At 73.2% G+C, this 26,233-nt stretch carries 25 protein-coding genes; 11 read left to right on the top strand and 14 right to left on the bottom strand.

What is annotated here, in order from left to right; translation table 11 throughout:
* The first annotated feature begins 56 nt into the window (after positions 1-56).
* On the top strand, positions 57-2,402 hold the full coding sequence (locus BKE41_RS22980) for an Orn/Lys/Arg decarboxylase N-terminal domain-containing protein (protein WP_024828809.1): 2,346 nt from the start codon (positions 57-59) through the stop codon (positions 2,400-2,402).
* Positions 2,402-2,980: a GNAT family N-acetyltransferase gene (locus BKE41_RS22975; protein WP_012321323.1), complete on the top strand. Its 579-nt coding sequence runs from the start codon at positions 2,402-2,404 to the stop codon at positions 2,978-2,980. The genes BKE41_RS22980 and BKE41_RS22975 overlap by 1 nt, the downstream gene beginning before the upstream one ends.
* Before the next feature lie 71 nt (positions 2,981-3,051).
* Here BKE41_RS22975 and BKE41_RS22970 read toward each other — a convergent pair whose 3' ends face one another.
* Genes BKE41_RS22970 through BKE41_RS22960 form a run of 3 tightly spaced genes read right to left on the bottom strand, consistent with a single transcriptional unit; the run spans position 3,052 to position 4,860 of the window.
* Positions 3,052-3,624 carry a YceI family protein gene (locus BKE41_RS22970; RefSeq protein ID WP_012321322.1) on the bottom strand — a complete coding sequence of 191 codons (573 nt, stop codon included), beginning with the start codon at positions 3,622-3,624 and terminating at the stop codon, positions 3,052-3,054.
* A complete protein-coding gene (locus tag BKE41_RS22965) occupies positions 3,621-4,223 on the bottom strand; it encodes a cytochrome b (protein WP_071000145.1) in 603 nt (200 codons plus the stop codon). Before BKE41_RS22965 ends, BKE41_RS22970 begins: the two co-directional genes overlap by 4 nt.
* A gap of 16 nt (positions 4,224-4,239) precedes the next feature.
* Entirely contained in the window at positions 4,240-4,860 is a 621-nt protein-coding gene (locus tag BKE41_RS22960; RefSeq protein ID WP_012321320.1) for a YceI family protein, read from the bottom strand.
* Positions 4,861-4,961: 101 nt separating this feature from the next.
* Here BKE41_RS22960 and BKE41_RS22955 point away from each other — a divergent pair, with 101 nt between their 5' ends.
* Positions 4,962-5,918, top strand: coding sequence for a LysR family transcriptional regulator (locus BKE41_RS22955; RefSeq protein ID WP_012321319.1), 957 nt, complete (start codon positions 4,962-4,964; stop codon positions 5,916-5,918).
* 177 nt (positions 5,919-6,095) lie between these two features.
* Positions 6,096-6,458 (top strand): hypothetical protein, encoded by a 363-nt coding sequence (locus BKE41_RS22950; protein WP_012321318.1) that lies wholly within the window; start codon positions 6,096-6,098, stop codon positions 6,456-6,458.
* 22 nt (positions 6,459-6,480) lie between these two features.
* Here BKE41_RS22950 and BKE41_RS22945 read toward each other — a convergent pair whose 3' ends face one another.
* The 3 genes from BKE41_RS22945 to BKE41_RS22935 form a co-directional block, all read right to left on the bottom strand.
* Positions 6,481-7,011 carry a hypothetical protein gene (locus tag BKE41_RS22945; RefSeq protein WP_245295828.1) on the bottom strand — a complete coding sequence of 177 codons (531 nt, stop codon included), beginning with the start codon at positions 7,009-7,011 and terminating at the stop codon, positions 6,481-6,483.
* Positions 7,012-7,358: 347 nt separating this feature from the next.
* Entirely contained in the window at positions 7,359-7,565 is a 207-nt protein-coding gene (locus BKE41_RS22940) for a hypothetical protein (RefSeq protein WP_012321316.1), read from the bottom strand.
* Positions 7,566-7,787: 222 nt separating this feature from the next.
* The gene (locus BKE41_RS22935; protein WP_012321315.1) at positions 7,788-8,573 is read right to left on the bottom strand and encodes a spermidine synthase; all 786 of its coding nucleotides are present in this window, start codon (positions 8,571-8,573) and stop codon (positions 7,788-7,790) included.
* 154 nt (positions 8,574-8,727) lie between these two features.
* Between BKE41_RS22935 and BKE41_RS22930 the strand changes: the two genes are divergently transcribed.
* Complete coding sequence (locus tag BKE41_RS22930) at positions 8,728-8,979, top strand: hypothetical protein (protein ID WP_012321314.1); 252 nt, start codon at positions 8,728-8,730, stop codon at positions 8,977-8,979.
* 39 nt (positions 8,980-9,018) lie between these two features.
* Here BKE41_RS22930 and BKE41_RS22925 read toward each other — a convergent pair whose 3' ends face one another.
* The 3 genes from BKE41_RS22925 to BKE41_RS22915 form a co-directional block, all read right to left on the bottom strand.
* Positions 9,019-9,474, bottom strand: a complete 456-nt coding sequence (locus BKE41_RS22925) for an SRPBCC domain-containing protein (RefSeq protein ID WP_043074574.1) — start codon at positions 9,472-9,474, stop codon at positions 9,019-9,021.
* A 114-nt stretch (positions 9,475-9,588) separates the two neighbouring features.
* Positions 9,589-9,882 carry a hypothetical protein gene (locus BKE41_RS22920; protein WP_012321312.1) on the bottom strand — a complete coding sequence of 98 codons (294 nt, stop codon included), beginning with the start codon at positions 9,880-9,882 and terminating at the stop codon, positions 9,589-9,591.
* A 44-nt stretch (positions 9,883-9,926) separates the two neighbouring features.
* The gene (locus BKE41_RS22915) at positions 9,927-11,213 is read right to left on the bottom strand and encodes a Zn-dependent hydrolase (RefSeq protein ID WP_012321311.1); all 1,287 of its coding nucleotides are present in this window, start codon (positions 11,211-11,213) and stop codon (positions 9,927-9,929) included.
* 451 nt (positions 11,214-11,664) lie between these two features.
* On the opposite strand from BKE41_RS22915, the gene BKE41_RS22910 reads away from it, so the two are divergent.
* Positions 11,665-12,267 carry a PAS domain-containing protein gene (locus BKE41_RS22910; protein ID WP_012321310.1) on the top strand — a complete coding sequence of 201 codons (603 nt, stop codon included), beginning with the start codon at positions 11,665-11,667 and terminating at the stop codon, positions 12,265-12,267.
* A gap of 13 nt (positions 12,268-12,280) precedes the next feature.
* On the opposite strand, the gene BKE41_RS22905 is transcribed toward BKE41_RS22910, so the two are convergent.
* Both BKE41_RS22905 and BKE41_RS22900 read right to left on the bottom strand, forming a co-directional pair.
* Complete coding sequence (locus BKE41_RS22905) at positions 12,281-12,715, bottom strand: heme-binding protein (RefSeq protein WP_012321309.1); 435 nt, start codon at positions 12,713-12,715, stop codon at positions 12,281-12,283.
* 100 nt (positions 12,716-12,815) lie between these two features.
* Positions 12,816-16,157 carry a DEAD/DEAH box helicase gene (locus tag BKE41_RS22900; protein ID WP_107645313.1) on the bottom strand — a complete coding sequence of 1,114 codons (3,342 nt, stop codon included), beginning with the start codon at positions 16,155-16,157 and terminating at the stop codon, positions 12,816-12,818.
* 467 nt (positions 16,158-16,624) lie between these two features.
* Here BKE41_RS22900 and BKE41_RS22895 point away from each other — a divergent pair, with 467 nt between their 5' ends.
* Both BKE41_RS22895 and BKE41_RS22890 read left to right on the top strand, forming a co-directional pair.
* Positions 16,625-19,336 carry a PAS domain-containing protein gene (locus BKE41_RS22895; RefSeq protein WP_327796355.1) on the top strand — a complete coding sequence of 904 codons (2,712 nt, stop codon included), beginning with the start codon at positions 16,625-16,627 and terminating at the stop codon, positions 19,334-19,336.
* Between the two features lie 101 nt (positions 19,337-19,437).
* Positions 19,438-19,743 (top strand): hypothetical protein, encoded by a 306-nt coding sequence (locus tag BKE41_RS22890; RefSeq protein WP_012321306.1) that lies wholly within the window; start codon positions 19,438-19,440, stop codon positions 19,741-19,743.
* Positions 19,744-19,898: 155 nt separating this feature from the next.
* On the opposite strand, the gene BKE41_RS22885 is transcribed toward BKE41_RS22890, so the two are convergent.
* The gene (locus BKE41_RS22885) at positions 19,899-20,963 is read right to left on the bottom strand and encodes a DUF2891 domain-containing protein (RefSeq protein ID WP_012321305.1); all 1,065 of its coding nucleotides are present in this window, start codon (positions 20,961-20,963) and stop codon (positions 19,899-19,901) included.
* 213 nt (positions 20,964-21,176) lie between these two features.
* Between BKE41_RS22885 and BKE41_RS22880 the strand changes: the two genes are divergently transcribed.
* The gene (locus BKE41_RS22880; RefSeq protein ID WP_024828819.1) at positions 21,177-21,944 is read left to right on the top strand and encodes a CDP-diacylglycerol diphosphatase; all 768 of its coding nucleotides are present in this window, start codon (positions 21,177-21,179) and stop codon (positions 21,942-21,944) included.
* A 10-nt stretch (positions 21,945-21,954) separates the two neighbouring features.
* Here the strand turns inward: BKE41_RS22880 and BKE41_RS22875 are convergent, their stop codons facing one another.
* Both BKE41_RS22875 and BKE41_RS22870 read right to left on the bottom strand, forming a co-directional pair.
* The gene (locus BKE41_RS22875) at positions 21,955-22,482 is read right to left on the bottom strand and encodes an ATPase AAA (RefSeq protein WP_012321303.1); all 528 of its coding nucleotides are present in this window, start codon (positions 22,480-22,482) and stop codon (positions 21,955-21,957) included.
* 29 nt (positions 22,483-22,511) lie between these two features.
* Positions 22,512-23,414, bottom strand: coding sequence for a LysR family transcriptional regulator (locus BKE41_RS22870; protein WP_024828820.1), 903 nt, complete (start codon positions 23,412-23,414; stop codon positions 22,512-22,514).
* Positions 23,415-23,584: 170 nt separating this feature from the next.
* Here BKE41_RS22870 and BKE41_RS22865 point away from each other — a divergent pair, with 170 nt between their 5' ends.
* On the top strand, positions 23,585-25,117 hold the full coding sequence (locus BKE41_RS22865) for an ABC transporter substrate-binding protein (RefSeq protein WP_071000144.1): 1,533 nt from the start codon (positions 23,585-23,587) through the stop codon (positions 25,115-25,117).
* A gap of 191 nt (positions 25,118-25,308) precedes the next feature.
* Positions 25,309-26,226, top strand: coding sequence for an ABC transporter permease (locus BKE41_RS22860; RefSeq protein WP_012321300.1), 918 nt, complete (start codon positions 25,309-25,311; stop codon positions 26,224-26,226).
* Positions 26,227-26,233 lie beyond the last annotated feature (7 nt).

Raw genomic sequence — 26,233 nt, 5'->3', positions numbered from 1 at the left:
ATCGTCGCAGACGGGCCGGAAAGCCACCCGCTGCATCCGAGGCCAGAGAGGGCTCCATGGACTTCCACCGCCGCTTCACGGTCCTGATGTGCGCCCCGGCCTTCGACCCGGACGATCTCGAGGGCGCGCGCGTCAACCAGATCGTCGCGGCCGTGGAGCAGCGCGGCTTCGAGGTGGTGCGCGCCCGGCGCGTCGAGGACGCGGCCATCGCGGTCCAGACCGACGCGGCGGTCGGCTGCCTCGTGGTCGACTGGGGCAAGCGCGGCCTCGACGGCAAGGCGGCCGCCCTCATCGACATGATGCGCCGGCGCGGCCTGGAGATGCCGATCGTCATCATGGTCCGCCGCAAGCGGCTGGAGGACATCCCGGTCGAGCTCCTCGACTTCATCGACGGCTACATCTTCCTCGCCGAGGAGACGCCGGAATTCATCGCCCGCGGCCTCGTCAGCCGGGTCACGCAGTACGCCGAGACCCTCAAGACGCCGTTCTTCGGCGCGCTCGTCGACTACGCCGAGAAGGGCAACCAGCTCTGGACCTGCCCGGGCCACAACGGCGGCATCTTCTACAACCGGTCCCCCATCGGCCGGATCTTCGTGGAGCACCTCGGCGAGGCGATCTTCCGCGACGACCTCGACAACTCGGTCCTCGACCTCGGCGACCTGCTGACCCACGAGGGCCCGGCGCTGAAGGCCCAGAAGGAGGCCGCCAAGATCTTCGGGGCGGAGAAGACCTACTTCGTCCTCAACGGCACCTCGGCGTCCAACAAGATCGTCCTGTCCTCCCTGGTGGCGGAGGACGACCTCGTCCTGTTCGACCGCAACAACCACAAGGCGGCCCACCACGGCGCCCTGTTCCTGGGCGGCGGCATCCCGATCTTCCTGGAGACGGACCGCAACGCCTACGGGCTGATCGGGCCGATCTTCCATGAGGCCCTGGATGAGACCCGGATCCGCGAAAAAATCCGCCGCAACCCGCTGGTGACCGATCCGGAGGCGTGGCGCCGGGAGCGGCCGTTCCGCGTCGCGGTGATCGAGCAGTGCACCTACGACGGCACGATCTACGACGCCCAGGAGATCCTGGAGAAGATCGGCCACCTCTGCGACTACATCCTGTTCGACGAGGCCTGGGCGGGCTTCATGAAGTTCCACCCGCTCTACGCAAGGCGCTTCGCCATGGGGCTGACGGGCCTCGACGAGACCTCGCCCGGCATCGTCGCCACGCAGTCGACCCACAAGCAGCTCGCGAGCTTCAGCCAGGCCTCGCAGATCCACACCCGGGACGGCCATATCCGCGGCCAGACCCGGCGGGTGGAGCACAAGCGGCTCAACGAGAGCTTCCTCGTCCACGCCTCGACCTCGCCCTTCTACCCGCTCTTCGCCTCCCTCGACGTCGGCGCCCAGATGATGAAGGGGCGCTCCGGCATGATCCTGTGGGACGACACGATCCGCCTCGGGATCGAGTGGCGCAAGAAGGTCCGGGCGATCCGGCGCGAGTTCGAGGAGAACGAGCGCGACCCTGCCCGGCGCTGGTTCTTCGACCCGTTCGTGCCGGACGTGACGGTGAACGCCGACGGCGCCGAGGTGCCGTGGGAGAGCGTGCCGACCGACGAGCTCGCCGCGACGCCGCGCCACTGGGAGCTGAAGCCGGGCGCGCGCTGGCACGGCTTCAGCCACGTGGCGCCGGGCTACGCCATCACCGACCCGAACAAGCTCACCGTGCTGACCCCCGGCTTCGACCGGCACACGGGGGCCTACGCCCAGCACGGCGTGCCGGCGCCGATCGTGGCGCAATACCTGCGTGAGAACCGGATCGTCGCCGAGAAGAACGACCTGAACTCGCTGCTCTTCCTGCTGACCCCGGGGGTGGAATCCTCCAAGGCCGGCACGCTGATCTCGGGCCTCGTCGCCTTCAAGCGGCTCCACGACGACAACGTCGCGCTGGAGGAGGCCATGCCGGAATTCGTCAACCGCCGGCCGAACCGCTACCGCGGCGTGCGCCTGCGCGACCTCTGCGGCGAGTTCCACGCCTTCCACCGGGAGGCCGGCACCTCCGCACTGCAGCGGCGCCAATTCGCCCCCGAGCACCTGCCCGAGATGGTGATGCCGCCCAAGAAGGCCGCCCAGCTGCTGACCCGCAACACGGTCGACTACGTGCCGATCGCCGAGGCCGAGGGGCGGATCGCCACCACGCTGATGCTGGTCTACCCGCCGGGCATCGGCACGGTTCTGCCGGGCGAGCGCCTGGACGAAAGGGCCAAGCCCATGCTCGACTATTTCAAGATGTTCGAGGCCTCCGCCAACCTGTTCCCGGGCTTCGAGGCCGAGATCCAGGGCGTCTACCGCGAGGTCGACCCGGACGGGCGGATCCGCTTCCACACCTACGTGGCGCGGGAGGGGGTCTGATGGAGATCGAGGTCGAGACGCCCGGCCCGGTCCCGGCCCGGTCCTGCCCCGACATCGTCATCCGCCCGTCCTCGGACGCCGATGTCGAGGCGATGGTGGCGATCTACGAGCACCACATCAGCCGGGGCGTCAGCGACGTCGGCGTCGCCGAGGAGGACCGGCTGCTCCCCGACGACCTGAAGCGCCGGCGCAAGACCATGCGCAAGAAGCGCCTGCCGCACCTCGTGGCGGATCGCGACGGCGCGGTGGCGGGCTACGCCTACGCGGTGCCGTTCCGGAAGCGGCCCGCCTACCGCTACACGCTCAAGCACTCGATCTACGTGCATCCCGACCACCTCCATGCCGGGATCGGCCGGCGCCTGCTGCCGGCCCTGATCGAGGCCTGCGCGGCGGGCGGCTACCGCCAGATGATCGGCTACATCGACGCCGAGAACGCGGCCTCCCTGCGGCTCCACGAGGCCTGCGGGTTCGAGCGGGTCGGCTACCTGCGGGCGGTCGGCTTCAAGTACGGCCACTGGTCGGACAGCGTCATGGTCCAGCGGGCGCTGGGGACGGGCTCGGAGGACCGACCGGGGTAGCGGGCGCGCCGGGACGAGTCCGGGCGCCCGCGGGATTCGGACCGTCCGCCTGTCGCCGCGCGCGGCCCGCGTCAGTGTCCGACTGCCGGCCGCGCCGTCGCGACGATGTCGACCTCGACTCCGACGTCGAGCGCCACCCACTGGCCCGAGGCCCAGGCCCCCTGCCCGACCCCGAACTCGGTGCGGACGAGGCCGACGCGCCCCGCGGCGCGCGCGGTGTCGCCCGCCAGGGTCAGGTGGAACGGCAGCGTCACGGGCCGGCTCGTGCCGCGGATCGTCAGCGTCCCGATCGCCGCGTAGTCGCCCTGCCCCTTGTCGACGAAGCGGGTCGCCTCGAAGCGCGCCTCGCTCCCCGCCTTGACGTCGAACCAGTCCTTCTGCGGCAGGGCCTCGTCGCGCTGGACGTCGCCGGTCCGGGCGCTGGCGAGGTCGACCAGCACGAGCGCGTGCCCCGCCTCGGGCTTGGCGGGGTCGAGATCGATGTCGGCCTTGAACCGCTCGAACCGCCCGGTGAACGGCACGCCGACCTGCACGCCGGAGAACCGGATGGCGCTCTTGCCCGGATCGACCGCCCACTCGGCGGCCGCCGCCGGCAGGGTGGCGGCCTGGAGAGCTGCCAGCAGGCAGAGGTGACGCGCGTTCATCGGGTCGGCTCCACGGTCGGGGTGATCGACGTGCTGCGCCCCGGCAGCATGCGGCGCAGCACGTCGTCGCGCAGGAGGAGGTGGTGGCGCAGGGCCGCCGCCACGTGGATTGCGAGCAGAGCCGCCAGGAACCACGCCCCCAGGGCGTGGACCCGCTTCAGGACGCCCTCGGCGGCGGGGTCGGGGGCGAGGCCCGCCAGCGGCAGGTGCGGCCAGGGCACGATCCCGTAGAGCACCGTCGGGATGTTGAACGGCGACAGCGACACCACGGCCCAGCCGGTCAGGGGCAGCCCGACGAGGAGCAGGTACAGGAGGTGATGGGCCGCCGCGGCGGCCCGGCGCTCCCGCGCCGGCATCCCGGCCGGGTGCGGCGGCGGCCGGTGGGTCAGGCGCCAGAGGACGCGCAGGGCGGTCAGCGCCAGCACGGTGATCCCGACCGACTTGTGCCACTGATAGAGCTGGAACTGGCGCAGCGGCGCCAACCCCGCATGGGTCATGGTCAGGCCCAGACCGATCAGGACGAGCACGCCCAGCGCGCTCGCCCAGTGCAGCAGGATCGCCACGGCGGAGTACCGCCGCGCGGAGACCCCGTTCGCCATGGCGGATCCTCCCAGCTCAGTCCTGCTTCTCGAAGGCGCCCGCGATCGTGAGGTGCAGCTCGTCGCCGATCAGCGGCACGTAGGTCTTCACCCCGAACTCGGAGCGCTTGAGCGTGCCGGTGGCCTCGAAGCCGACCGTGTATTTCTTGCTCAGCGGGTTCACGCCGGCGCCGACCAGGGTGACGTCGAGCGTCACCGGCTTGGTCACGCCGTGCAGCGTCAGGTCGCCCGTCACCTTCGCGTGGTCCTTGCCGGCGGGCACGACCTTGGTGGACACGAAGGTCATGTCGGGGAACTTGGCGGCGTCGAGCCACTGGTCGCCCTTGAGCTCGTCGGTGAGCTTGGCGCTGGTCGTCGTCACCGAGGCGACCGGGATCTTCACCGACAGCTTGGCGGCGGCCGGGTTCTTCGGCTGCAGCTCCAGCGTGCCGGACACGTCCGAGAAGCCGCCCGCGTAGTTCGAGAAGCCCATGTGGGAGACCCGCCAGCCGACCTGGGTGTGGCCGGGGTCGACCGCGTAGGTGCCGGCCTGGATCTGGGCGGGGTCGCGGGTCGGCGGTGTCTGGGCCAGCACCGGGGTGGCGACCGGGGTGGCGACCAGCAGGGCCAGAAGGCCGGAGGCGAGAATCGACTTCAAGGGTGTCTCCTGCAGAGCAGACGGCCGAGCGCGAGTCGCTGCGCCGCAGCCGCCGTGTAGACCCGTTCACGGCACCGGTTGAGCCTGCTATCCGGAACCCCATGGTTGCGAGAACGGAAACCTTCCGGGGCGGGCTCGACGATGTGCGGGCTTTCTGCGCCGTCGTGGATCTCGGCACGGTGACGGCCGCCGCAGCGACTCTGCAGGAAACCAAGGGCAGCGTCAGCCGGCGGATCTCCCGCCTGGAGCAGGCGCTGGGCGTCCGGCTGATGGCGCGAACCTCCCGGGCGGTGTCGCCGACCGCCGAGGGCCTCGCCTTCTACGCCAAGGCGCAGGACAGCCTGACGCTCCTCGACGAGGCGGCCGAGACCGCCCGCGACGCCCGCACGGTGCCGGCGGGGCACCTGCGGATCACGACCTCGATCGATTTCGGGATCGAGGTGATGCCCGAGATCGTCGCGAGCTTCCGGGCCGCCTACCCGCAGATCACCGTGGAGATGCTCAACACCGACGCGCGGCTCGACCTCGCGGCCAACCGGATCGATCTCGCCCTGCGGCTGGGCGGCGCGGAGGAGACCGGCTACCGCGCGATGGTCCTCGCGACCCTGGCGCTGGCCCTCTACGCCGCCCCCGCCTACCTGGAGCGCCGCCCGGCCCCGGCGGACCTCGCCGACCTGCGCGACCACGACCTGATCCTCGCCCGGGAACGGATCGGCACGGCCGGGCTGACCCTCTCCGACGGCCGGGGCCGCACGGAGCCGCTGTCCCTGAGCCCGGCGATCCGGGTCAGCGACTTCGCGACCGCGCTCCGTCTCACCCTCGCGGGCGCCGGGATCGGCCACCTCCCGAGCCTCGTGGCCGCCCGGGCCGTGGAGGCCGGGCAGATCGTGCGCGTGCTCGGCCCGTGGGCGACCCGCAGCAGCACCTTGCGCGCCGTCACCCTGGCCGGGCGCGAGCTGCCGGCCCGTGTCCAGGTCTTCCGCGAGCATGTCCGGGCCGTCCTGGCGTCGCGGGGATGCCGCCGTGACAGCGCGGAAACTCACACCGAATACAGATAAACCGATTTATTTATCTGTATCAACGCTCTACATAGGTCTATATCGCTAAAGTTTTACCGGACATCGTAGTGCCCGGTTGAGGGGCCGCATCGCACCATGCGCGCGGCGGCAAGCGCGGCCGCACGGCCAGTGCCCCGCGGAGTCCGGCCCGCAGCGCGTCACGTCTGGATATCGGTCATGTCCCTCCGCAGCAGGTGCCTGCGCCCCTTCGTGTTCGCCGGGATCCTGGCCCTGGCCGGGGCGGGTATCGGCCTCGAGACGGCCCGGGCCTCGCTCCCGGCCGCGACCCGGATCGTGCTGCAGAAGGCGGGCCGGTACATGCCGACCGACCTGTACCTGCGCCGCGGCGACACCATCGCCCTGCGCAACGGCGACGCGCGCCTGACCCACCACGCCTTCATCGAGGCGGAGCGGTTCTCGTTCGATGCCGGCGCTCAGGAACCCGGCGCCGAGACGCGGCTGACGCTGGTCGAGCCGGGCGATTTCGTCATCCAGTGCGGCATTCACCCGAAGATGAAGCTCACCCTCCACGTCGAGTAGGAATTCGGGCCCTGGGACCGGCTCAGCCGTCCCGGCCTAAGCCGAGGCCGCGGATGATGTCGCCGATCGGATCGATCTTCTGCGACGGGGCGGCCACCGGCGCGGTCTGCGGCGCGGCGGCCGCCGGCCGGTCGGATTCCGCGGTGCGGACGACCGAGGCGTGGCGGAGGCGTGCTGCCCGATGGACGCCGCGCTCCGTTCCCTTCGCGCGGTGCGCCGCGGTCTTGCGCGGCGGCTCGGCCGGGCGCGCCATCTCGGCGGGGAGCGGTGCGGCCGGCATGGCTGTGGCCGGGACGGCCGCCGCCACCCGCGGCGCCGGGACGGCCGCCAGCGCGCCGGTGGTCTCCGGCGCGGCCAGCTTGGCCGGCGGATCGACCCAGGCGCTCTGCGTGACCGGTGCCGCGTCCGTCACCGCCGGACGTGCGGGGCGCGTCTGCACCTCGTAATTGCCCGGATGCAGAATATGCGCGGCCGCCACCAGCCCGAATACGGCAACGGCAGTGGTCCCGAGGGTGGAGCGATAGTGTTCCATGGCGGAAAAACGTACCGCCAAGCTCCGAGTTCCGCTCGGGCGACACGTCGCCGAACCGACCGCGTCGCGGGTCGGACGGCGCGAACAAAAAAGGCCACTCCCGAAGGAGCGGCCCGAAGTCTAGGGAGGAAACGCCCAAGAAGGGCAGCGGGATCGCGACGCCATCGCCATCCCGCAATGCAAACATAGATTGCCGCATTGCGGCATGCAATGGATCGGGCGGCGCGGAGGCATGCATATGTGCCCGGGTCCGACCGCGCGGCCATGCGAATTCCGCATGATGCCGCGCGGGGGCCGCGAGGGCGTCGACCGCGCGGCGCGCGTCACCCTTCGAGCGGACCTGAAATCGGGCCGCGCGAGGAACGGGTCTAGGCGCCGCCGGCCCGACCGTCCTGGCCGATCAGGCGCTCGATCTCGGCCTCCGCGACGGCGCGCGCCGCGTGCTCGGACGTGTGAGGGCGGTACGACCCCCGGACCAGCTTGCCGCGGTCGCGGATCGCCCAGGTGAAGCGGCCGGGATCATGCCGGCTCGGCCTGACCTCGACCGTGTAGAGATGCCCGCCCGTCGCACCCATGCCGGGAATGTGCGTGAGCCTCCCGCGCCGGGACAGGGGGTGCGACCGTGCGCGGCAGCCCCGGCCGGCGGAGCCGTTCCGGGTCGGGGCGGGGGCGCGATCGCCGAGCCCGGGCCGTCCGCCGCGCGGAGCCCCTTTCCCGCGCGGCACAGGGGCGTGGCGGGGTTGCCCGGACCGGAGACGCTCGTGGTCCGGACCGCCGCGGCACGCTCGAGGGCCGCCCTAGCGCGCCGGCCGCCGCCGGCCCTGGGCCGGACCGCGCGGTCCGGAGCCGCCCGCCGCCCGGTCGTCGCTCCGGCGCTGGTCCCCCTGGCCCGGGCCTTCGGCCCGCCCCTCGGTCCGGGTCCCGAGCCAGACCACGTGCTTCGGGCCGCTGCCCCGGCCGCTCGCGTGCACGCGCTGCTCGTCGACCGCGAAGCCGGAGCGCTGCAGGCGGCTCTTGAACTTCCGGTCCGGGGCGCCCGACCAGACGCCCAGGATGCCGCCCGGCCGCAGGGCCCAGCGGGCGCGCTTGAGGCCCCAATTGTCGTAGAGCCGGTCGTTCGCCTTGCGCATCAGCCCCTCCGGGCCGTTGTCGACGTCGAGCAGGATCGCGTCGTAGCGCTCCGGGCCGGCCTGGATCAGGCGGTTGACGTCGGCCTCCTGCAGGTCGACCCGCGGATCGTCGAGGCAGCCGGCGAAGACGTGGGCGAGCGGCCCCCGGGCCCAGGCGACCACGGCGGGCACCAGCTCGGCCACCACCACCTGCGCCTCCGGCCCGAGGCCTTCGAGGGCCGCCCGCAGGGTGAAGCCCATGCCGAGGCCGCCGATCAGGATCCGGGCCCGGGGCCGGTCCCGGAGCCGCGCGCAGGTCATCGCCGCGAGCGCCACCTCCGAGCCGCTGCGCCGGTTGTTCATCAGCTCGATCGTGTCGGCCATGATGGCGAACTCGTCGCCGCGCCGCATCAGGCGCAGGTCGGTGCCGCCGCCGGGCACGGACCCGGTATCGAGATGAACCCAGGGTATCACGCGCGCGTCCTCGGTTGCCGGCGCCCTGTCGTGCGGGCGGCGGAGGGATCGCGGCGGGAGCGGGGCGGCGCGCGGGCCCGGCAGTGCGCGCCGCGCAACCCCCCGCCCGGCACCGCGCCTTGCCGCGACCGATTCCGGCGGCGTATCAGCACCTATGGCCAAGCGCATCAAGTCGAGACCGCAGGAGCGGGGCTCCGTTCTGTTCGATATCGTCTTCACGGACGGGTCCCGGGCCTCGAACCGGCGCGTGCCGGCCGAGATCCTCGGCGGCCTCGACGGCGACGAGCCCGCCCGGCAGCTCATCGAAGAGCAGGAGGAGGAGATCGCCCGCAAGGCCGGACGGCCGGGACGCGCGATCGAGAGCCTGACCCGCTCGCCGATCGTCAAGCCGAAGCCGGTCGCCTGATCGGGGCAGCCTGAGGCGGCCGGGACGGGCCTGGGGCGGTCAGGCGCTCTCGGCCAGCCGGCGCGCGACCTCCTCGCGCAGGGCCTCGTTCATCGCGGCGAACCGGGCCTGCATGCGCGTCCGCAGCCACGGGAACAGGCCGGGGGCGAGCAGGCCCGCGACGGTCTCGGCCTGGACGAGGCGGACGCCGTCGGCGGTCTCGGCGATCCGGACCTCGTGCTCGCCGATGAGCAGGGGCGGCGTCGGGATACCGCCGCGCCACGCGAGCCGCCGGCCGGGCTCCCAGCAGGTCACCGTCACCTCGCGCGCCCGGTAGGCGCGGCCGTTCAGGGTCCGCTCCAGGCGCCAGCGCGCGCCCTCGCGCAGGCGGCCCTCCGCCTTGCGGATGTACGGGTTCCACGCCGGGTAGGAATCCAGATCCGTCAGCACCGACCAGACCAGTCCGGCCCGCGCGGGGATCGCGATCTCCGTGCTGCTGATCCGAGCGCCCGTCATCCGTCCCTCCCGGCGATCCGGCGACCGTTCGCGCCGGCCGCTCACGCCCTCCGAGAACGCGCACCGCCCACCCTTCGGTTCAGACCGCGATCCGGCCGGCGCGCCGGGCGCGGCTCAGACCGCGCCCTCGACCACCTCCAGCGCCCGCAGGATGGCGAAGCCGATCCGCTCGGCCTCGGCCTCCGCGTCGGCGGGGAGCAGCGCCACGGTCTCGACCCCCGGCTCGTCCTCGGGACCGACCACGATCCGGATGACGTCGCCCTCGACCGCCGACGGGTCGTGGATCAGGCCGACCCGGTGGCCGGCCCCCGTGCCGAAGACGCGCAGGGGCGCCTGAACCGGATCGGGCTCCGGCGCCGGATTGCGGGGGACGCCGAAGGCGGGGCGGATGACGTTGTCGTCGGACATGCGAGAACCCAGTCTCCGTTCGTGCGCGCTCGGCGGCGCCGCGCTCAGGCCTGCCCGGCCCGAGGACCGGCGAGGCCCGCCGTCGCCAGCACCGCGTCGGCCAGGACCTCCAGACCGGCCCCGGCCCAGCCCGGCGTGATGCTCTCGGCCTCGTTGTGGCTGATCCCGCCGTGGCAGGGGCAGAACACCAGGGCCGCCGGCACCGCGCGGGCGCAGTAGACGGCGTCGTGGTAGATCGCGGTCGGCATCCGCGTCCAGGCATGGCCCCGCGCCTCGGCCGCCGCCTGGACGCGGTCCACCAGGACCGGGTCGAACGGGGTCGGCGGCGCCCGCCAGAACTCCGCGACCTGGACGGCGACGCCGCGCTCCGCCGCCAGGGCGTCGGCCCGGGCCCGGATCTGCGCGCCCATCGCCTCCAGCTGCGCGGTGTCGCCGTGGCGGGTGTCGAGGCTGAACCAGACCCGGCCGGGCGTGATGTTGCGGCTCGCCGGCTCCGCCCGCAGCACGCCGACGGTGGCGCGGCCGCGCTCCCCGCCCGCGCCGACCGCCGCCTCCGCGATGCCCTCCAGCGACGCGATCAGCGCCGCCGCGGCCATCATCGCGTCGCGCCGGCCCGCCATGGGGCTGCCGGCATGGGCCTCCTCGCCGAGCACCGTGATCTCGTACCAGATCTGGGCGAGCGCCCGGTCGACCACCCCGATGGTGAGGCCCGCATCCTCCAGGCGCTTGCCCTGCTCGATGTGGAGCTCGAAATAGGCGCCGATCTCCCGCAGGGCGGCCGGGTCCGCCGTCCCCTGCCAGCCGATGCGCCGCAGTTCGTCGCCGAAGGCGTGGCCCGCGAGGTCCCGGGTCGCCAGGATGTCGGCCTCCGGGACGATGCCCATGGCGACGCCGCTGCCGCTCATCGGCGGCGCGAAGCGCGCGCCCTCCTCGTTGCACCAGTTGATCAGCAGGAGCGGCGCCTCGGTCTCGATCCCGGCCTCGTGCAGGGCGCGCATGATCTCCAGCCCGGCGAGCACGCCGAGCGGCCCGTCGAACTTGCCCCCGGTGGGCTGGGTGTCGAGGTGGCTGCCGATCGCCACGGGCCTGCGGCTCGGATCCCGCCCGGGACGGCGGAAGATCATGGTGCCGACCCGGTCCACGGTGAGCGTCAGCCCCACCGCCTCGCCCCAGCGCCGGAACAGGGCGCGCCCCTCGGCGTCGCGGTCGGTCAGGGCCTGCCGGTCGTTGCCGCCGTTGGGCAGCGCGCCGATCCGGGCGAGGTCCATCAGGCTGGCCCAGAGCCGGTCCTGCGAGAGCGGGAGATTGATGCGGTCCACCGTGCGGTCCATGGCGTCTCTGCTGCGGGCCTCTCGGCCGAATGCGTACCGGAAGGTGCAGGTTACGGCGCACCGGCAACCCGCACCAGGGCAGGCCCGGCGCGCGTCCCCGCTGTCGGGCGCCGCCGGCGCCGGGTGGCGCCCGGCGATCCACGGGCAGAAGTGCGGATTTCCGCCGGATTGCGGCGTCTACCGATCATTTGTGATCGAATTGTCCGCAACGCGGCGCTCTGAATCCGGTCTTTGTGCCGAACCGGGGCGACGATGATTGTCGAGAACGGGATTGCCCGGAATCGAATGCTTGTCATCCGCAATGCAACCCGGTGGCGCGGGTCCGCGACGCCGTGTCAGAAGCCGATCGCGCAGCCGATCCTGGATCTCGGCGTTGTGAGCCGCATGTGCTGCGGATCAGTCTGTCCGCCACCATACAATCTCAGATTGTAGCCAGTTCGGAGGAGATTCCATGGCGCTGACTTCCACGGCAGCCGATGCCCTGCAGGCCGCCGGATTCGTCGGGGTCTGGGATACGGACGTCCGGGCCGGCCGGTCCGTGCTGGATTCGGGCGCGGCCTCGCTGATGGCGGGGGATCCGGGGCTCGCCGGGACACCGCTGCCGTTGGACGCCGCTCTCGGCCGCATCCACCCGGCGGACCGGGACTGGGTGTTCGGCCGGATCCGCCACGTCCGCCACACCGGCGGCCCGGTCTCCCTCGAATTCCGCGTCGTGACCGGGACTGGCGAGACCCGCTGGATCCTCAACCGCGGCTGCCTGTCGCCCGATTCGGACGGCCGGCTGCACGGGCGCGGCGCCTATATCGACGTCACGGACCTCCACCGGCACGGGATCCGGGCCGCGGTGGTCACCGGCAGCACGAACGGCGCCACGAGCGGCGCCACGAACGGCACGATGAGCGGGGCGGCGAGCGGGGCGGACCTGAACGCCGCGGCCGACCACGGCATCCAGATCCACGCGGCGCTGGAGCGCCACGGCGACCCCTATCTGCGGTCGGTCTCGGGGATGCTGCTCCTCGGGATCGGCCGCGCGCTGGCGCGGCGCGACCCCTGACAGGCCTTCCGGCTCAGGTCCGCCAGGGATGGGCCGGCAGCTCGGTCCGGCCGATGGCCTTGGCGCCGGCCTCCGCGACGGTGTGGTCGTTCTCCACCGTCGAGCCGCTGACCCCGATGGCGCCCGACATCACGCCGTCGGCATCGACGATCGGGATCCCGCCCGGGAAGGTGATCAGCCCGTCGTTCGAGTGCTCGATCCCGTAGAGCGGGCCGCCCGGCTGGGACAGCTGGCCGATCTGGCCGGTCATCATGCCGAAGAACACCGAGGTCTTGGCCTTCTTGTGGGCGATGTCGATCGACCCGACCCAGGCATCGTCCATGCGGTGGAACGCCTTGAGGTTCCCGCCGGAATCGACCACCGCGATGCACATCTGGGTGCCGAGCTCCACGGCCTTGGCGCGGGCGGCCGCGATCGCCTTCTCGGCCTGCTCGATCGTCACGTGCATGGGACACTCCCGTTCGCGTTGTTGGCGCGACAGCCTGTGGCGGTTTGAAGCGGTTGATGCAAGATCAACCGCAGATCGGCAGCGCCCTCGCCCGGCGCCGTCAGGCCGCACTCTCCCGGACGGCGCGGATGCGCTCCAGGAGGTCGGTCGCGAGCGCCGTGCAGGCGGCGGAATCCGGGCAGGGCCGCTTCCACACCACCCGCCCATCGCGCAGCACGATCCCCGCCTCGGCGGCCATCGCGGTCAGCGGCCGGTCGGGGCGCAGGTCGGCCGCGACGCCCTGCGGGCCGCCCCGGAGCCGGGCGACGCCCAGCGCGCAGCAGGCCGCGCGCAGCCGCGCGAGGTCGAACAGGGCGAGCACCGGCGCGGGGGCCGCGCCGAACCGGTCCTCGACCTCGCCGGCGAGCGCCTCGATCGCTTCGGCATCCTGCAGGCGCAGGAGGCGCGTGTAGAGGCTGAGGCGGATCTCGGGCTCGGGGACGTAGTCCTCGGGGATCCGGCTCGGCAGGCCGAGCTCGATCTCCGGGCTCCAATCCTCGGCGCGCTCGCCCTTGGCGGCGGTGAGCGCCAGCTGCAGGAGGTGCTGGTAGAGGCCGAGCCCCACGAGCTTGGCGTGCCCCGCCTGATCCTCGCCGACGAGGTCGCCGGCGCCGCGCAGGTCGAGGTCGCGGGCGCTGACCGCGAAGCCGGCCCCGAGGCGGTCGAGGGCCTCCAGGGCGCGCAGGCGCTGGAGCGCCGCCGCCGGCGTGGGCGCGGCCGGGTCGCTGAGCAGGTGGACGGTGCCGCGGCGCTGGCCGCGGCCGACGCGGCCCCGGAGCTGGTGGAGCTGCGCCAGCCCGAACCGGGCGGCCTCCCAGACCAGCATGGTGTTGGCCCGCGGCACGTCGAGGCCGCTCTCCACGATGGCGGTGGCGAGCAGGACGTCGCCGTCGCCCTCCGCGAACCGGACCATGACCTCGTCCATGGCGGAGGGCTTGAGATCCCCGTGCGCCACCAGGATGTCGAGGCCCGGCACGAGGGCCCGCAGGCGCTCGGCCATGGGGGCGATGTCCTCGATCCGCGGGCAGACCACGAAGCTCTGGCCGCCGCGCCGGTGCTCGCGGATGAGCGCCTCGCGGACCGCCTCGGCGTCGAAGGGCGCCACCACGGTCCGGACCGGCTGGCGCAGAGCCGGCGGCGTGGCGAGCACGCTGAGGCTCTGAAGGCCGACGAGCGCCGCCTGGAGGGTGCGGGGGATCGGCGTCGCGGTGAGCGTCAGCACGTGGCCGCCGTCCGCGAGGCGGCGCAGGTCGGCCTTCATCTTGGCGCCGAAGCGCTGCTCCTCGTCGATCACGGTCAGGCCGAGATCGGCGAACGCCACCCCGCCGCCGGCGAGGGCGTGGGTGCCGACCACCAGCCGGATCGTGCCGTCGGCGAGCCCCGCCTTGACGCGCTTGGCCTCGGCCGGGGCCACGAGGCGCGAGAGCTGCGCCACCTCCACGCCGAACCGGCCGAAGCGGCGGCGCAGGGTCTCGGCGTGCTGGCGCGCCAGCACGGTGGTCGGCGCGATCAGCGCCGCCTGCCTGCCGGAGAAGATCGCGGCCGCGAGCGCCCGCAGCGCCACCTCGGTCTTGCCGAAGCCGACATCGCCGCAGACCAGCCGGTCCATCGGGCGGCCGGAGGCGAGGTCGGCCATCAGCGCGTCGACCGCCGCCGCCTGGTCGGGGGTCGGGGCGAAGCCGAAGCCGGCGGCGAACCGCTCCATCTCGCTGGCCGGCGGCGCCAGGACCGGCGCCTCGGTCTCCCGGCGGGCCCGGGCGGCCTCCAGCATCAGGCGGGCGGTCCGCGCCATGGTGGCCTCGGCCTCCAGGCGGCGCCGGGGCCACGTGCCGCCGTCGAGCTTGTCGAGGGTGACGGCGTCGGGCTCCGACCCGTAGCGCCAGATCCGGTCGGCCTGCGTGACCGGCACCATCAGGATCGCGTCGCCGGCGAAGCGCAGGCGCAGGGCCTCGGAGGGCGCCCCGCCCTGCGTTGCCCCCGGCGCGGCACTCGGCGGGGCACTCGGCGCGGCACTCGGCGCCGAGACGGGCTCCAGCCCCTCGAACACGCACAGGCCGTGGTCCCGGTCGACCGCCACGTCGCCGGGGCGCAGGTCGACCTCGCCCATCGGCAGGATCGCCCGGGCGCCGCCCGTGACGGCGGCCTCCGGACCGAACAGGTCGGCGGCGGCGATCACGCTGGCGCCCTGCTCGGGCACCCGGAAGCCGGCCGCCAGCGGGGCCTCCAGGGCGAGGACGTCGCCGGGCGCCGCCTCGGCCACGTCGGCCCAGGCGTCGATCAGCCGGATCGGGCGCTCGGCGATCTTGCCCGCCTGGCGCACGAGGCGCCGGAGCGGCCGGACCGAGCCGGCGAGCACGACGACGTCGCCGGCCTTCAGCCGCGCGCGCAGGACCTTGGCGAAGGCCGTGCCGGGCCGGCGCTCCCCGGCGAAGCGCGGCATGGCGCGCGGCTCCCCGGCCGCCTCGGTGGCGGTGAGCCGGCCGTGGGCCGCCACGATGGCGCGCCACGCCTCCGGCGCCAGGTAGAGGCCGGCGCCGGGCCCCGCCGGCGCGTCGCGGCCCTTCATCCGGCCCCGCGCCTCGTCCATCTGCTCGAAGAACGCGTCGATCCGGGCCTGCGTGCCGTCCTCGACCGCGAGGCGCGCCTCGGGCACGTAGTCGAGGAGCGTCACGAGGCGCGGGTAGTAGCGGTCCAGGCGGTGCTCCTGCCCGGTGAACGGCTCGAAGCTCTGGCCGGAACCGGGCTCCAGGATGATCTCGGTGGCCGGGTCGATGACGAGTTCGTCGGCCTCCGCCACCGAGCGCTGCGAGATCGGGTCGTAGGAGCGGATCGCGGTGACGCGGCCCTCCGCGTGTTCGATCCGGCACGGCCGCGGCGCGGCGGCGGGGAACACCTCCACGGTGCGCCCGCGGACGGCGATCTCGCCCGGCTCGTCGACCCGCTCGTCGAGGATGTAGCCGAGGCGCTTGAGGTCGGCGGTGGCGGCCGCGACGTCGAGGGGGTCGCCGACCCGGAGCGTCACGCGGGCCGAGGCCCAGGTCTCCGGCGGCGGCACGCGCTGCACGAGGGCGGGGGCGGTCGTCAGAACGAAGTCCGGCAGCGCGTTCCGGTCGGTCAGCCAGCGCATCACGGCGGCCCGGGCGCCCATCGTCGCCCGCGACGGCGAGGCGTGGTCGAAGGGCAGGCAGTCCCACTCGGGATAGACCGCGACCCGCGCGTCGGGCTCCAGCGCCCGCAGGGTCGCGGCGAGATCCTCGAGGCGGCGGGCGTCCCGGGCGACGTGCACCACCGGCCCCGGCCCCTCGGCGAAGGCCAGGAGCGCGACCGCCAGGGCGCCGGTGGGCATCAGCGGCGCGTCCTCCAGCCCCTGCTGGGCGCCCGCCTTCGTCCTGCGCTTGGCCATGCCTGATCCGAACCCATCCCGTGTGAGCCGGCAACGCCGCACCCGCCCCGCGGGCTCCCGACCGCGGCGATCCGATCCACAAGGGCCGCGCGGCGCCCGCCGGATCGCGTCGCGCGGCTCCGACGGGCGCCGCAGGACGAGATCCCGGCAGGTGCCCGAAGCCCGGTCGGCCGCACCGGCAAGACTTGGACGGCGACCGTGAAACCGCGCCGCCGCCGACAATTTGAGATGAATGTCGAGTATTGGACGAACGCGGAATGCTTGCGCTGGTCCCGCCGTCGGACGCGTGATGCAGAGTTTCACTAGGGAGAAGCGGGAGCGTAGGCTATGACGACCCCGTGTCGCCGAACGAGACAATACCCCGCCCGTCGGGTTTCGAGCCCCGGCATCCCCAGCGGCTCGCCGCCTTGCGCGCCTACGCGATCCTCGATACGCCACCGGAGCGCGCGTTCGACGAGATCGCCGAGATGGCCGCCCAGGCCTGCGGCACGCCGATGGCCCACATCAACTTCGTCGACGCCGACCGGCAGTGGATCAAGGCCGCGTTCGGCCACGCCGCCCGGACGATGCCGCTCGATTTCGGCTTCTGCACCGAGGCCATGCGCGCGGACGGCGTCCTCGTGCTGCCCGATCTGGCCGCGGAGCCGGAGAGCGCCGCCAACCCCCTCGTGACCGGCGAACCGCACCTGCGCTTCTACGCCGGCGTGCCCCTTGTGACGCCGGACGGCTGGGCGATCGGGACGCTCTGCGTCCTCGACCGCGTCCCGCGCACGCTCACCGACCAGCAGCGCTTCATCCTGATGGCGCTCGCCCGGACGGTGATGACGCAGCTGGAATCCCGGAACGCCGAGGCGGCCCTGCGCCGGAACGAGGAGCGCTACCGCTCGCTGTTCACCTTCATCGATGCCGGCTTCTGCCTCATCGAGGTGAAGTTCGCCGACGGCGACCGGCCCGTCGACTACCGCTTCCTGGAGGTCAACCCCGCTTTCGAGCGGCAGACCGGCCTGCGGGAGGCGGTGGGCCGCTGGATGCGGGACCTCGCCCCCGACCACGAGCAGCACTGGTTCGACCTCTACGGCCGGGTCGCCCTGACCGGCGAGCCGGTCCGGTTCGAGCAGGCCGCCGCGGCGCTGGGCCGCTGGTACGACGTGCACGCCTACCGGGTCGACGGGCCGGCGCGGAACCGCGTCGCGATCCTGTTCAACGACATCACCGAGCGCCGCCGGGGCGAGAACGCGCTGCGGGCCCGCGAGGCGGAGCTCCGGCTGGTCGCGGACGCGATGCCGGTCCTGATCGCCTTCATCGACCGCGACCTGACCTACCGGTTCGCGAACGCCGCCTACGAGACCTGGACCGGCCAGACCCCCGACGCCGTCGTCGGGCGGACCGTTCGCGACCTCCTCGGCCCCGGCGCGTTCGAGGCCCGACGCGCCGGCATCGAGCGGGCGCTCGCCGGTCAGGAGGTCCGCGAGGAGTGGGCCTGGACCTTCCCGAACGGGCAGGCCCGGATCGCCGACACCCGCTACCTCCCGCGCCGCGGACCGGACGGAAGCGTCGACGGGTTCTACGTCTTCGCCCACGACGTCTCCGAGCGGAAGCGGAACGAGGTCCTGCTCCAGTCCCGGGCGGAGCACCTGGAGGCGCAGGTCGCCGCCCAGACCCGCGACCGCGACCGGGTCTGGACGCTGTCGCCGGTGCTGAAGCTCGTCTCGGACCGGACCGGGCAGGTCCAGTCGGTGAACCCCTCGTGGAGCCGGGCGCTCGGCTGGTCCGAGGCCGAGACGATCGGGCGGGCGGCCCTGGACTTCCTCGCCCCCACCGAGCGCGCGGCGGCGGAGGCGGCGCTGCGCCCGCTCTGCGCGGACAGCCGGGTCGAGGATGTGGAACTGTCGTGCCTGACCCGCGCCGGCGACCGGCGGCGGGTGCTCTGGACCGTCGTGCCGGAGGACGGGCTGTTCTACGGCTTCGGGCGCGACATCACCGAGCAGCGCCAGGCCGAGGAGGCCCTGCGCCAGTCCCAGAAGCTCGAGGCCATCGGCCAGCTCACCGGCGGGGTGGCGCACGACTTCAACAACCTCCTGACCATCATCCGATCCTCCGTGGAGTTCCTGCGCCGGCCGGAGCTGGCCGAGGAGCGCCGGCGCCGCTACCTCGACGCCGTCTCCGACACGGTCGACCGGGCGGCCAAGCTCACCGGCCAGCTCCTCGCCTTCGCCCGGCGCCAGGCGCTGAAGCCCCAGGTGTTCGACATCGGCGCGCGCCTGCGCAGCATCGCCGACATGCTCGACTCGGTCACCGGCGCGCGCATCCGCGTCACCATCGACCTGCCGGAGACACCCCGCTACGTGCGCGCCGACGAGAGCCAGTTCGAGACCGCGCTGATCAACATGGCGGTCAACGCCCGCGACGCCATGGACGGGGAAGGGTCACTGATCCTGCGGCTGGAGGGCGACAGCCCGATGCCGCCGATCCGCGGGCATGCCGGCGCGACGGGGCCGTTCGTGGCCGTGCGGGTCTCCGACACCGGCGCCGGCATCCCCGACGCGGATCTGGGGCGGATCTTCGAGCCGTTCTTCACCACCAAGGAGGTCGGCAAGGGCACCGGCCTCGGCCTCAGCCAGGTGATCGGCTTCGCCAAGCAGTCGGGCGGCGACATCGACGTGGCGAGCGCGCTCGGCCACGGCACGACCTTCTCGCTCTACCTGCCGCAGGTCGAGGCCCCCGCCGCGCCGTCCGAGGCCGACCGCGCGTCCGACCGGGCGGCGGAGCCGCGGCGGGGCCTGTGCATCCTCGTCGTGGAGGACAATCTCGGGGTCGGGCGCTTCTGCACCCAGATCCTGGAGGATCTGGGCCACGCGCCGGTCTGGGCGAAATCCGCCGAGGAGGCGCTGGCCGAGCTCGACCGGGCGCCGGACCGGTTCGACGTGGTCTTCTCCGACGTGGTCATGCCGGGGATGGGCGGCTTCGCCCTCGCCCGGCAGCTCCGGACCCACCGTCCCGACCTGCCGGTGGTGCTGACGTCGGGCTACAGCCACGTCCTCGCCAAGGACGACGCCCACGGCTTCGCCCTCGTGCGCAAGCCCTACTCGGCCGAGCAGCTCGCCCAGATCCTCTACGAGACGGCGCAGCGGGGGCGGCAGCCGGCCTCCCGGGCCCGACCCGCCGTCGGCTCCGATTAACAGACTTCGCTAGAATTCATCCGCGGTCTGGACGGCAATATTCCCGCGGATCCGATCCGGCTGTAGTCTATCGCCCATCGACCGCCGGGGCCTCGACCGCCATGCCGCTGACCGGACGTTTTTGGTTCCGCCGGACCTGGACCGGCAAGCTGATCCTGCTCGTCGAGGAGGAGCGCGGGCGCTGGTTCCGGCGCCGCCTCGGCCGCACCCTGCGCTGGCGCGACGCGCGGCTGCTCGACCTCGCCGAGGGGCCGCTGCGGGGGCTGATGACGTTGGAGCGGACCTACCGCGCCGAGTTCGGCCCCGGCGAGCCGCGCCGCCCCGCCGGCCTCGCGGCGGTCCCGGCCGGGCTGGCCCTGGCGCGCGGCGGACCGGAGCCAGGAACAAGGCCGCCCCTGTCGGGTTGACGGGAGGCAACACAGCGACGGCGTCGCTGTGTTGCAGCCCCTCGTGGGCGTTTCCTCCCTAGACTTCCGGACCGTTCTCCCCGGGGACGGTCCTTTTTTTGCTGTCCACCGCCAGTGCTCGACGGAGCCCGCGACGGACAGTTCTCAAGAATCTCTCAGAAAGTCTTCCCGCCGCCCTGGGTGTCGCCCGCGACGGCCTCGAGGGCCAGCAGCGCGAAGGTCGCGAGCCAGTGCTCGCCCATGTAGTCGCCGGTGACGTGCGGGAGGCCCGCCGCGAGGTGCGCCTCCGCGGCCGCGCGGAGTGGCGGCCGGCGGGGATCGTCCGGACCGAGGGACGCGGCGAGCGCGCGGAAGCACCACGCGCGGCTGAGGTTCAGCCCGTCGAGATGGGCGATCTTCCCGTCCGAGCGGTCGGTCACGCGGGCCGGGCGGAACAGGGTCGCCGGCCGGGACGCCGCGAGACCGGGCAGGAACCGGTCGAACCAGGGCGCGAAGCGCGCGGGCGGCAGCAGGCGGCGCATGCACTCCGCCTCGATCAGCGCCGAGGAGAGGAAGTCGTCGCCGCTAGGCTCGCCCCAGGCCGGGCAATCCGCGTCGTCCCCGTACCAGCGGACGGCGGTGTCGCGCAGCAGGGCAATCAGCGCGGCATCCCCGGCGCCCTCCGCGTAATCGGCCGCCAGGCGCAGCGCGAAGGCGGTGTTGAAGTGGGTCCCGACCCGCACCGGGTAGGTCGCCACCGGCAGGAACTCCGCGAATCGACCGACGATCAGCCCGGCCAGCGGCGCCAGGGCCTCGGACCAGCGGCGCTCCGGGAGCGCGGAGAGTTCGTCGGCGAGCTTCAGGAGCCAGCCCCAGCCGTAGGGCCGCTCGAATCCCCGGGCGGTCGGGGCGGCGAAGTAGGCGCATTCCCCCGCCACCGTCCCGGGGGTCAGCTGCGCGTCGAACCGGGCGCGGATCGCCGCGGCCTGCGGGCCGTCCGGGAACAGCCGCAGCACCCGCGCCAGCAGCCACGTGCCGTGGACGCAGGAATGCCAATCGTAGCTGCCGTGGAAGGCCGGGTGCAGGGCCGCGGGGGTGCGGGCATCGGCCGGCCCGGCCAGGACGTGCCCCGGCTTGTTCGGATACTCGCGGCCGACATGGCCGAGGGCGACGGCGGCGAAGCGCGCGGCGAGGTCGGGGGTGAGCGAAGGGGTGAGCGTCGGGGTGAGCGCGGGCGTCATCGCGGCATTCCGGCGGGGACTTGGCTGGGACTTGGCGGGGACTTGGCGGAGGCTTGGCGGAGGCTTGGCTGAGACTTGGCGGGGACTCTGCGACCGCCGGCATAGCGGGTTTCCCGGTGCGGCGTCAGGGCCTGCGGATCCTTTGCCGGCGCGGCCCCGGATCGGCTATCGCGGAGGGCCGGGCCGGACGCGCCGGCCTCACCGGGAGTCCCCATGCGCCGCGCGCCGCCCGCCGCCCTCCTCGTCGCGGCCCTGTCGGCCGCCGCGGCACCGGCCACCGCCGCGCCGGACCCGAGCCGCGACGTCCTGTGGGCGGCCCTGAAGACCTGCGTGCTCGCCAAGCGGCTCGCCAACCGGACCTTCCCGTGCCTCTCGGTCGATCTCGGGGACGGGACGCGGCCGGGCTCGGCGGTCCTGCGCGCGCCCGGCGAGCCGACCCACAGCGTCGTCATGCCGACCGACACCGTGCCGGGCCTGGAGGCGCCGGTCCTGCGCGGGCCGCGGGGTGCGGCCTACTGGCGGGCGGCCCTGGCGGCGCGGCCGCTCGTGTCGGACGCGCTGAAGGGGAGGCTCACCCCCGCGGAGGTCGGGCTCGCGGTCAACTCGGCCCGGGGCCGCAGCCAGGACCAGCTCCACATCCACCTCGACTGCCTGAAGCCGAGCGTGCTGAAGGCCGTCCGGGCGCACGGCCGGCAGGTGCGCCACACCTGGAGCCGCTTCCCGGTGCCGCTGGCCGGCGACCGCTACTACGCCCTGCGCGTGCCGGAGGCGGAGGCCGCGCAGTTCAACCCGTTCGCGGCCCTTCACACCCTGCCGGGCGCCCGGCCCGACCTGCACCGGACGAGCTTCGCGGCGCTCGCCACGCCCCCCGGCGATCCCGAGCCGGGCTACATCCTGCTGGCCTACCGGGCGCCGAGCGCCAGCGCCGAGGACGTGATGGACCATAGCTGCGCCGTCGCGGCCGCCCGGGGCGGCGCCTGAGCGGTCCGGGTCACCGGCTCAGCCCCTCCGCGCGGTAGAAGCCGGCCAGGGCGGCCCCCGTGGCCAGCCGGATCTTGGGCAGGGCGATGCGGTCGAACAGGGCCGCGTCGCGCGCGCGGTTCCCGCGTTCGGTGACGGCGATGTGGCGGATCATCGCCCATTTCACGCTGTCCCGGCCGCCGTCGAGGACGCCAGGCCGGTCACGCACGAACCACGACCGGCGCAGGTAGCGGATCAGGCCGGTGGCGGTCGGGACGTCGAGGAGGATCACGCCCGTCGCCCGCGCCAGACGCTGCGGCAGGCACCGGGCGTAGGTGCCGTCCATGACCCAGCGGGGCTCGCGGATCGCCGCGTCGTGCAGGGCCTGGAACTCCGCGAAGGGCCGCGGCTCCCAGTCGGTGCCCGGCCGGTGGTACAGCCGGTCGAGGTGGACCGGCGGCAGGCCGCGCGCCCGCGCGACGGCGACCGCCAGGGTGGACTTGCCGCTGTTCGACGGTCCCAGGATGCAGAGCCGCGGGCCGAGCGCGTCGAGGGTCACGGCGGCGTCACGGCGGCGTCACGGCGGCGTCACGGCGACCGCGGCGGCGGCAGCGCGTCGAGCAGCTGGCGCAGGAACGCCCGCACCGCCCGGGGCAGCCGCCGGTCGCGCATGGCCTGGACCTTGATGCCGCGGGCGAGGCTCGCCCGGGACTGGATCGGCAGGCTGACCAGCTCGTTGAGGCGCAGGGGCGTCCGGACCGACAGGGCCGACATCAGCGCCAGCCCGCGCGACCGCCGCACGAAGGGCAGCAGCGCCGAGAGCTTGTTGGCGGTCAGCACGGGCTCGACCGTGAGGCCCTCGTGCGCGCAGGCGGCGTCGAAGACCTGCCGCAGGGTCGTGTCCCGGGTCGGCAGGGCGACGGGATAGTGCAGCAGGTCGACGAGGCGCAGGGCCGGTGCCCGCGCGAGGGGGTGGTCGGGGGCGGCCAGCGCCAGCATGTCGACCTGCCCGTCGTAGAGAACCTCGACCTGCGCGGTTGGCGTCAGCGCGAAGGTGATCCCGAGATCGGCATCCCCCGCCGCGACCGTCTGGGTGACCTGGGCCGGGGGCTGGACCGTGACCTCGAAGCGGATGCCGGGATGGTCGGCGTGGAAGGCCGCGATCGCGTTCGGCACGATGTCGAGGGAGAAGCCCTCGGAGCAGGCGACCCGGATCAGCCCGCGGGCGAGCCCTTCGAGCTCCCGGATCTCGGTGACCACCTGCTCGGAGCGGATCAGCACCTGATGGGCGTGCTGCGCCAGGAGCTCCCCGGCCGGGCTCGGCACCATGCCGCGCGGGCGCCGCTCGAACAGCACGCAGTCGAGTTCGGCCTCGAGGTTGGCGATCTGCCGGCTGATCGCCGAGGCCGCGACGTTGAGCTGGGCCGAGGCCGCCGCGATCGAGCCGGTGCGGGCCACGGCCAGGAAGTAGCGCAGGCCCGTGCTCTGCATTATCGTGCTCGATACGCTGTATGGTGCCGCGCACATTGCCGATACGGCAACGCAGCACTCGCCAAATTCTACTTGTTGCGATCCCAGATGCACAACACCATGGCAGGGTGAAAAACGCGGCACCCGCGGAACCGTCCGCCGGGCCTGTCCGCCGCGCCGTCGGAGCCTGCATGCCGCTACGGACTCTCACCCGGGCCGCCACCCTGGCCGCCTCGCTCGCCGCACTGATGGCCGCGCACCCGGCGCTCGCCGGCAAGGCCGACGACACGCTGGTCTACGCCTCCGACAGCGAGCCCGAGAACGTCAGCCCGTACCACAACAGCGCCCGCGAGGGCGTGATCCTGGCCCGGAACTGCTGGGACACGCTGCTGTACCGGGATCCCAAGGACGGCACCTACAAGCCGATGCTGGCGACCGCCTGGACCTGGGTGGACGACACGACCCTCGACCTCACGATCCGCGAGGGCGTGGTCTTCCACAACGGCGACCCGCTCGGGCCGGAGGACGTGGCCTTCACGTTCAACTACGTGCTGACGCCCGAGGCGCGCACGGTCACCCGCCAGAACGTCGACTGGATGAAGTCGGTGGAGGTGACCGGCCCGCACAGCGTGCGCATCCACCTCAAGGCGCCGTTCCCGGCCGCGCTCGAGTACCTCGCCGGCCCGACCCCGATCTTCCCGGCGAACTACTTCAAGAAGGTCGGCCTCGACGGCTTCGCCAAGGCGCCGGTCGGCAGCGGACCCTACCGGATCACCAAGGTCGACAGCGGCCGCGGCGTCAGCATGGAGCGGTTCGACAAGTACTGGGCGGAGAGCCCTCTGGGTAAGCCGAAGATCGGCAAGCTGCAGTTCCGCGTCATCCCGGACGGCGAGAGCCGGATGGCCGAGCTGATGACCGGCGGCGTCGACTGGATCTGGCGGGTGCCGAGCGACCAGGCCGAGCAGCTGCGCGCCGCGCCCAACATCACGGTCCTCAATTCCGAGACGATGCGGGTCGGCTTCCTGCAGTTCGACACGCTCGGTCGCGCCAAGGAGAACTCGCCGCTCAAGGACGTGCGCGTCCGGCAGGCGATCTCCTACGCCATCGACCGCAAGGCGATGGTCGACAACCTCGTGCGCGGCGCCTCCCGGGTGATGAACGCGCTGTGCTTCGTCGACCAGTTCGGCTGCACCGACCAGGGGGTGATGCGCTACCCCTACGATCCGGCCAAGGCCAAGGCGCTGCTCAAGGAAGCCGGCTACGGAAACGGCTTCGAGATCGACCTCGGCGCCTATCGCGAGCGCGACTACGCCGAGGCGGTGATCGGCTATCTCGGCGCCGTCGGCATCAAGGCGCGGCTCAACTACCTGCGCTACGCGGCGTTCCGGGACGCGCTGCGGGCCGGCAAGACCTCGATCGGCTACCAGACCTGGGGCTCGTTCTCGGTGCTGGACGTCTCGGCCTTCGACGGGGTGTATTTCCGCGGTGGCGAGGAGGATCTGACCAAGGATCCGCAGGTAATCGCGGATCTGCAGAAGGGCGACGGCTCGACCGACCCGGAGACGCGCAAGGCCGCCTACGCCAAGGCGCTCCAGCGGATCGCCGCGGAAGCCTACGCGCTGCCGATGTTCTCCTACTCGACCAACTACGCCTTCACGTCGGACCTCAACTTCACCGCCCAGCCCGACGAGGTGCCGCGCTTCTACGCGGCGTCGTGGAAGTGACGGCGGTGGCCGCGGCGCGCCGAGCCCCCTCTCCCGTGCGGGAGCGGGTTGGGGTGAGGGGCCCGGTCAGTCCGGAGAGGTCGCATCCCTCACCCTGTCCCTCTCCCGCACGGGAGAGGGGACCCGCGATCGGTCCGGATGCCGTGAGCGCCGACCGATCCGTCTCCGATCGCCACGAAGGAGCCTGAGCCATGCTGGCCTTCACGGTCCGGCGCGTGCTGGTCGCCCTGGCGGTGGCCGTCACCGTCTCGGTGGCGAGCTTCCTGCTCCTCCACCTCTCGGGCGACCTCGCCACCGCCATCGCCGGCCCGGAGGCCACGGGCCCCCAGATCGCGCAGATCCGCCGGGATTACGGCCTCGACCAGCCGCTGCTGACCCAGTTCCTCACCTGGGGCTGGCGGGCGCTGCACCTCGATTTCGGCAACTCCTTCTATTTCCGCGAGAGCGTGATCGACCTGCTGGCCGCCCGCCTGCCGATCACCCTCTACCTCGGCATCATCGCGCTGGCCGTCGCGCTGTTCGTGGCGATCCCGCTCGGCGTCGTCGCCGCCGTGAAGCGGGACACGTGGATCGACCGGACGGCACTGGCCGTCTCGGTGCTCGGCCAGGCGATGCCGAGCTTCTGGTTCGGCCTGACGCTGATCCTGATCTTCTCCGTCAATCTCCGCTGGCTGCCGGTCTCCGGCAACGCCACGTGGAAGAACTTCGTCCTGCCCGCGGTGGCGCTCGGCTACTACGCGATGCCGGCGGTGATGCGCCTCACCCGCAACGGCATGCTGGAGGTGCTGGCCTCCGACTACGTCCGCACCGCCCGTGCCAAGGGGCTGCCGCCCCGGAAGATCCTGGTCCGGCACGCGCTGCGCAACGCCGTGATCCCGGTGATCGCCCTGTCGGCGGTGCAGTTCGGCTTCATGCTCGGCGGCTCGATCGTGATCGAGGCGGTGTTCTCGCTCCAGGGCCTCGGGCAGCTCGCCTGGGAATCCATCGCCCGCAACGACTTCCCCGTCGTCCAGGCGATCGTGCTGGTGCTCGCCATGATCTACATCGGCCTGACGCTCGCCGCCGACCTCCTGAACGCCTTCCTCGACCCGCGCCTGCGCCAGTCGTGAGGATCCG

It is taken from the genome of Methylobacterium sp. C1 (genome assembly GCF_001854385.1).
In the GTDB taxonomy this organism is placed as follows: Bacteria; Pseudomonadota; Alphaproteobacteria; order Rhizobiales; family Beijerinckiaceae; genus Methylobacterium; species Methylobacterium radiotolerans.
This window is presented reverse-complemented; position numbering and strand designations above follow the sequence as displayed.

What these genes read in the sequence shown, in the direction of transcription:
- BKE41_RS22980 (WP_024828809.1), top strand. Translation starts at nt 57, where the DNA reads ATGGACTTCCACCGCCGCTTCACGGTCCTGATGTGCGCCCCGGCCTTC.
- BKE41_RS22975 (WP_012321323.1), top strand. Translation starts at nt 2,402, where the DNA reads ATGGAGATCGAGGTCGAGACGCCCGGCCCGGTCCCGGCCCGGTCCTGC.
- BKE41_RS22970 (WP_012321322.1), bottom strand. Translation starts at nt 3,624, where the DNA reads ATGAACGCGCGTCACCTCTGCCTGCTGGCAGCTCTCCAGGCCGCCACC.
- BKE41_RS22965 (WP_071000145.1), bottom strand. Translation starts at nt 4,223, where the DNA reads ATGGCGAACGGGGTCTCCGCGCGGCGGTACTCCGCCGTGGCGATCCTG.
- BKE41_RS22955 (WP_012321319.1), top strand. Translation starts at nt 4,962, where the DNA reads ATGGTTGCGAGAACGGAAACCTTCCGGGGCGGGCTCGACGATGTGCGG.
- BKE41_RS22950 (WP_012321318.1), top strand. Translation starts at nt 6,096, where the DNA reads ATGTCCCTCCGCAGCAGGTGCCTGCGCCCCTTCGTGTTCGCCGGGATC.
- BKE41_RS22940 (WP_012321316.1), bottom strand. Translation starts at nt 7,565, where the DNA reads ATGGGTGCGACGGGCGGGCATCTCTACACGGTCGAGGTCAGGCCGAGC.
- BKE41_RS22930 (WP_012321314.1), top strand. Translation starts at nt 8,728, where the DNA reads ATGGCCAAGCGCATCAAGTCGAGACCGCAGGAGCGGGGCTCCGTTCTG.
- BKE41_RS22925 (WP_043074574.1), bottom strand. Translation starts at nt 9,474, where the DNA reads ATGACGGGCGCTCGGATCAGCAGCACGGAGATCGCGATCCCCGCGCGG.
- BKE41_RS22920 (WP_012321312.1), bottom strand. Translation starts at nt 9,882, where the DNA reads ATGTCCGACGACAACGTCATCCGCCCCGCCTTCGGCGTCCCCCGCAAT.
- BKE41_RS22915 (WP_012321311.1), bottom strand. Translation starts at nt 11,213, where the DNA reads ATGGACCGCACGGTGGACCGCATCAATCTCCCGCTCTCGCAGGACCGG.
- BKE41_RS22910 (WP_012321310.1), top strand. Translation starts at nt 11,665, where the DNA reads ATGGCGCTGACTTCCACGGCAGCCGATGCCCTGCAGGCCGCCGGATTC.
- BKE41_RS22905 (WP_012321309.1), bottom strand. Translation starts at nt 12,715, where the DNA reads ATGCACGTGACGATCGAGCAGGCCGAGAAGGCGATCGCGGCCGCCCGC.
- BKE41_RS22900 (WP_107645313.1), bottom strand. Translation starts at nt 16,157, where the DNA reads ATGGCCAAGCGCAGGACGAAGGCGGGCGCCCAGCAGGGGCTGGAGGAC.
- BKE41_RS22895 (WP_327796355.1), top strand. Translation starts at nt 16,625, where the DNA reads ATGGCCGCCCAGGCCTGCGGCACGCCGATGGCCCACATCAACTTCGTC.
- BKE41_RS22890 (WP_012321306.1), top strand. Translation starts at nt 19,438, where the DNA reads ATGCCGCTGACCGGACGTTTTTGGTTCCGCCGGACCTGGACCGGCAAG.
- BKE41_RS22885 (WP_012321305.1), bottom strand. Translation starts at nt 20,963, where the DNA reads ATGACGCCCGCGCTCACCCCGACGCTCACCCCTTCGCTCACCCCCGAC.
- BKE41_RS22880 (WP_024828819.1), top strand. Translation starts at nt 21,177, where the DNA reads ATGCGCCGCGCGCCGCCCGCCGCCCTCCTCGTCGCGGCCCTGTCGGCC.
- BKE41_RS22870 (WP_024828820.1), bottom strand. Translation starts at nt 23,414, where the DNA reads ATGCAGAGCACGGGCCTGCGCTACTTCCTGGCCGTGGCCCGCACCGGC.
- BKE41_RS22865 (WP_071000144.1), top strand. Translation starts at nt 23,585, where the DNA reads ATGCCGCTACGGACTCTCACCCGGGCCGCCACCCTGGCCGCCTCGCTC.
- BKE41_RS22860 (WP_012321300.1), top strand. Translation starts at nt 25,309, where the DNA reads ATGCTGGCCTTCACGGTCCGGCGCGTGCTGGTCGCCCTGGCGGTGGCC.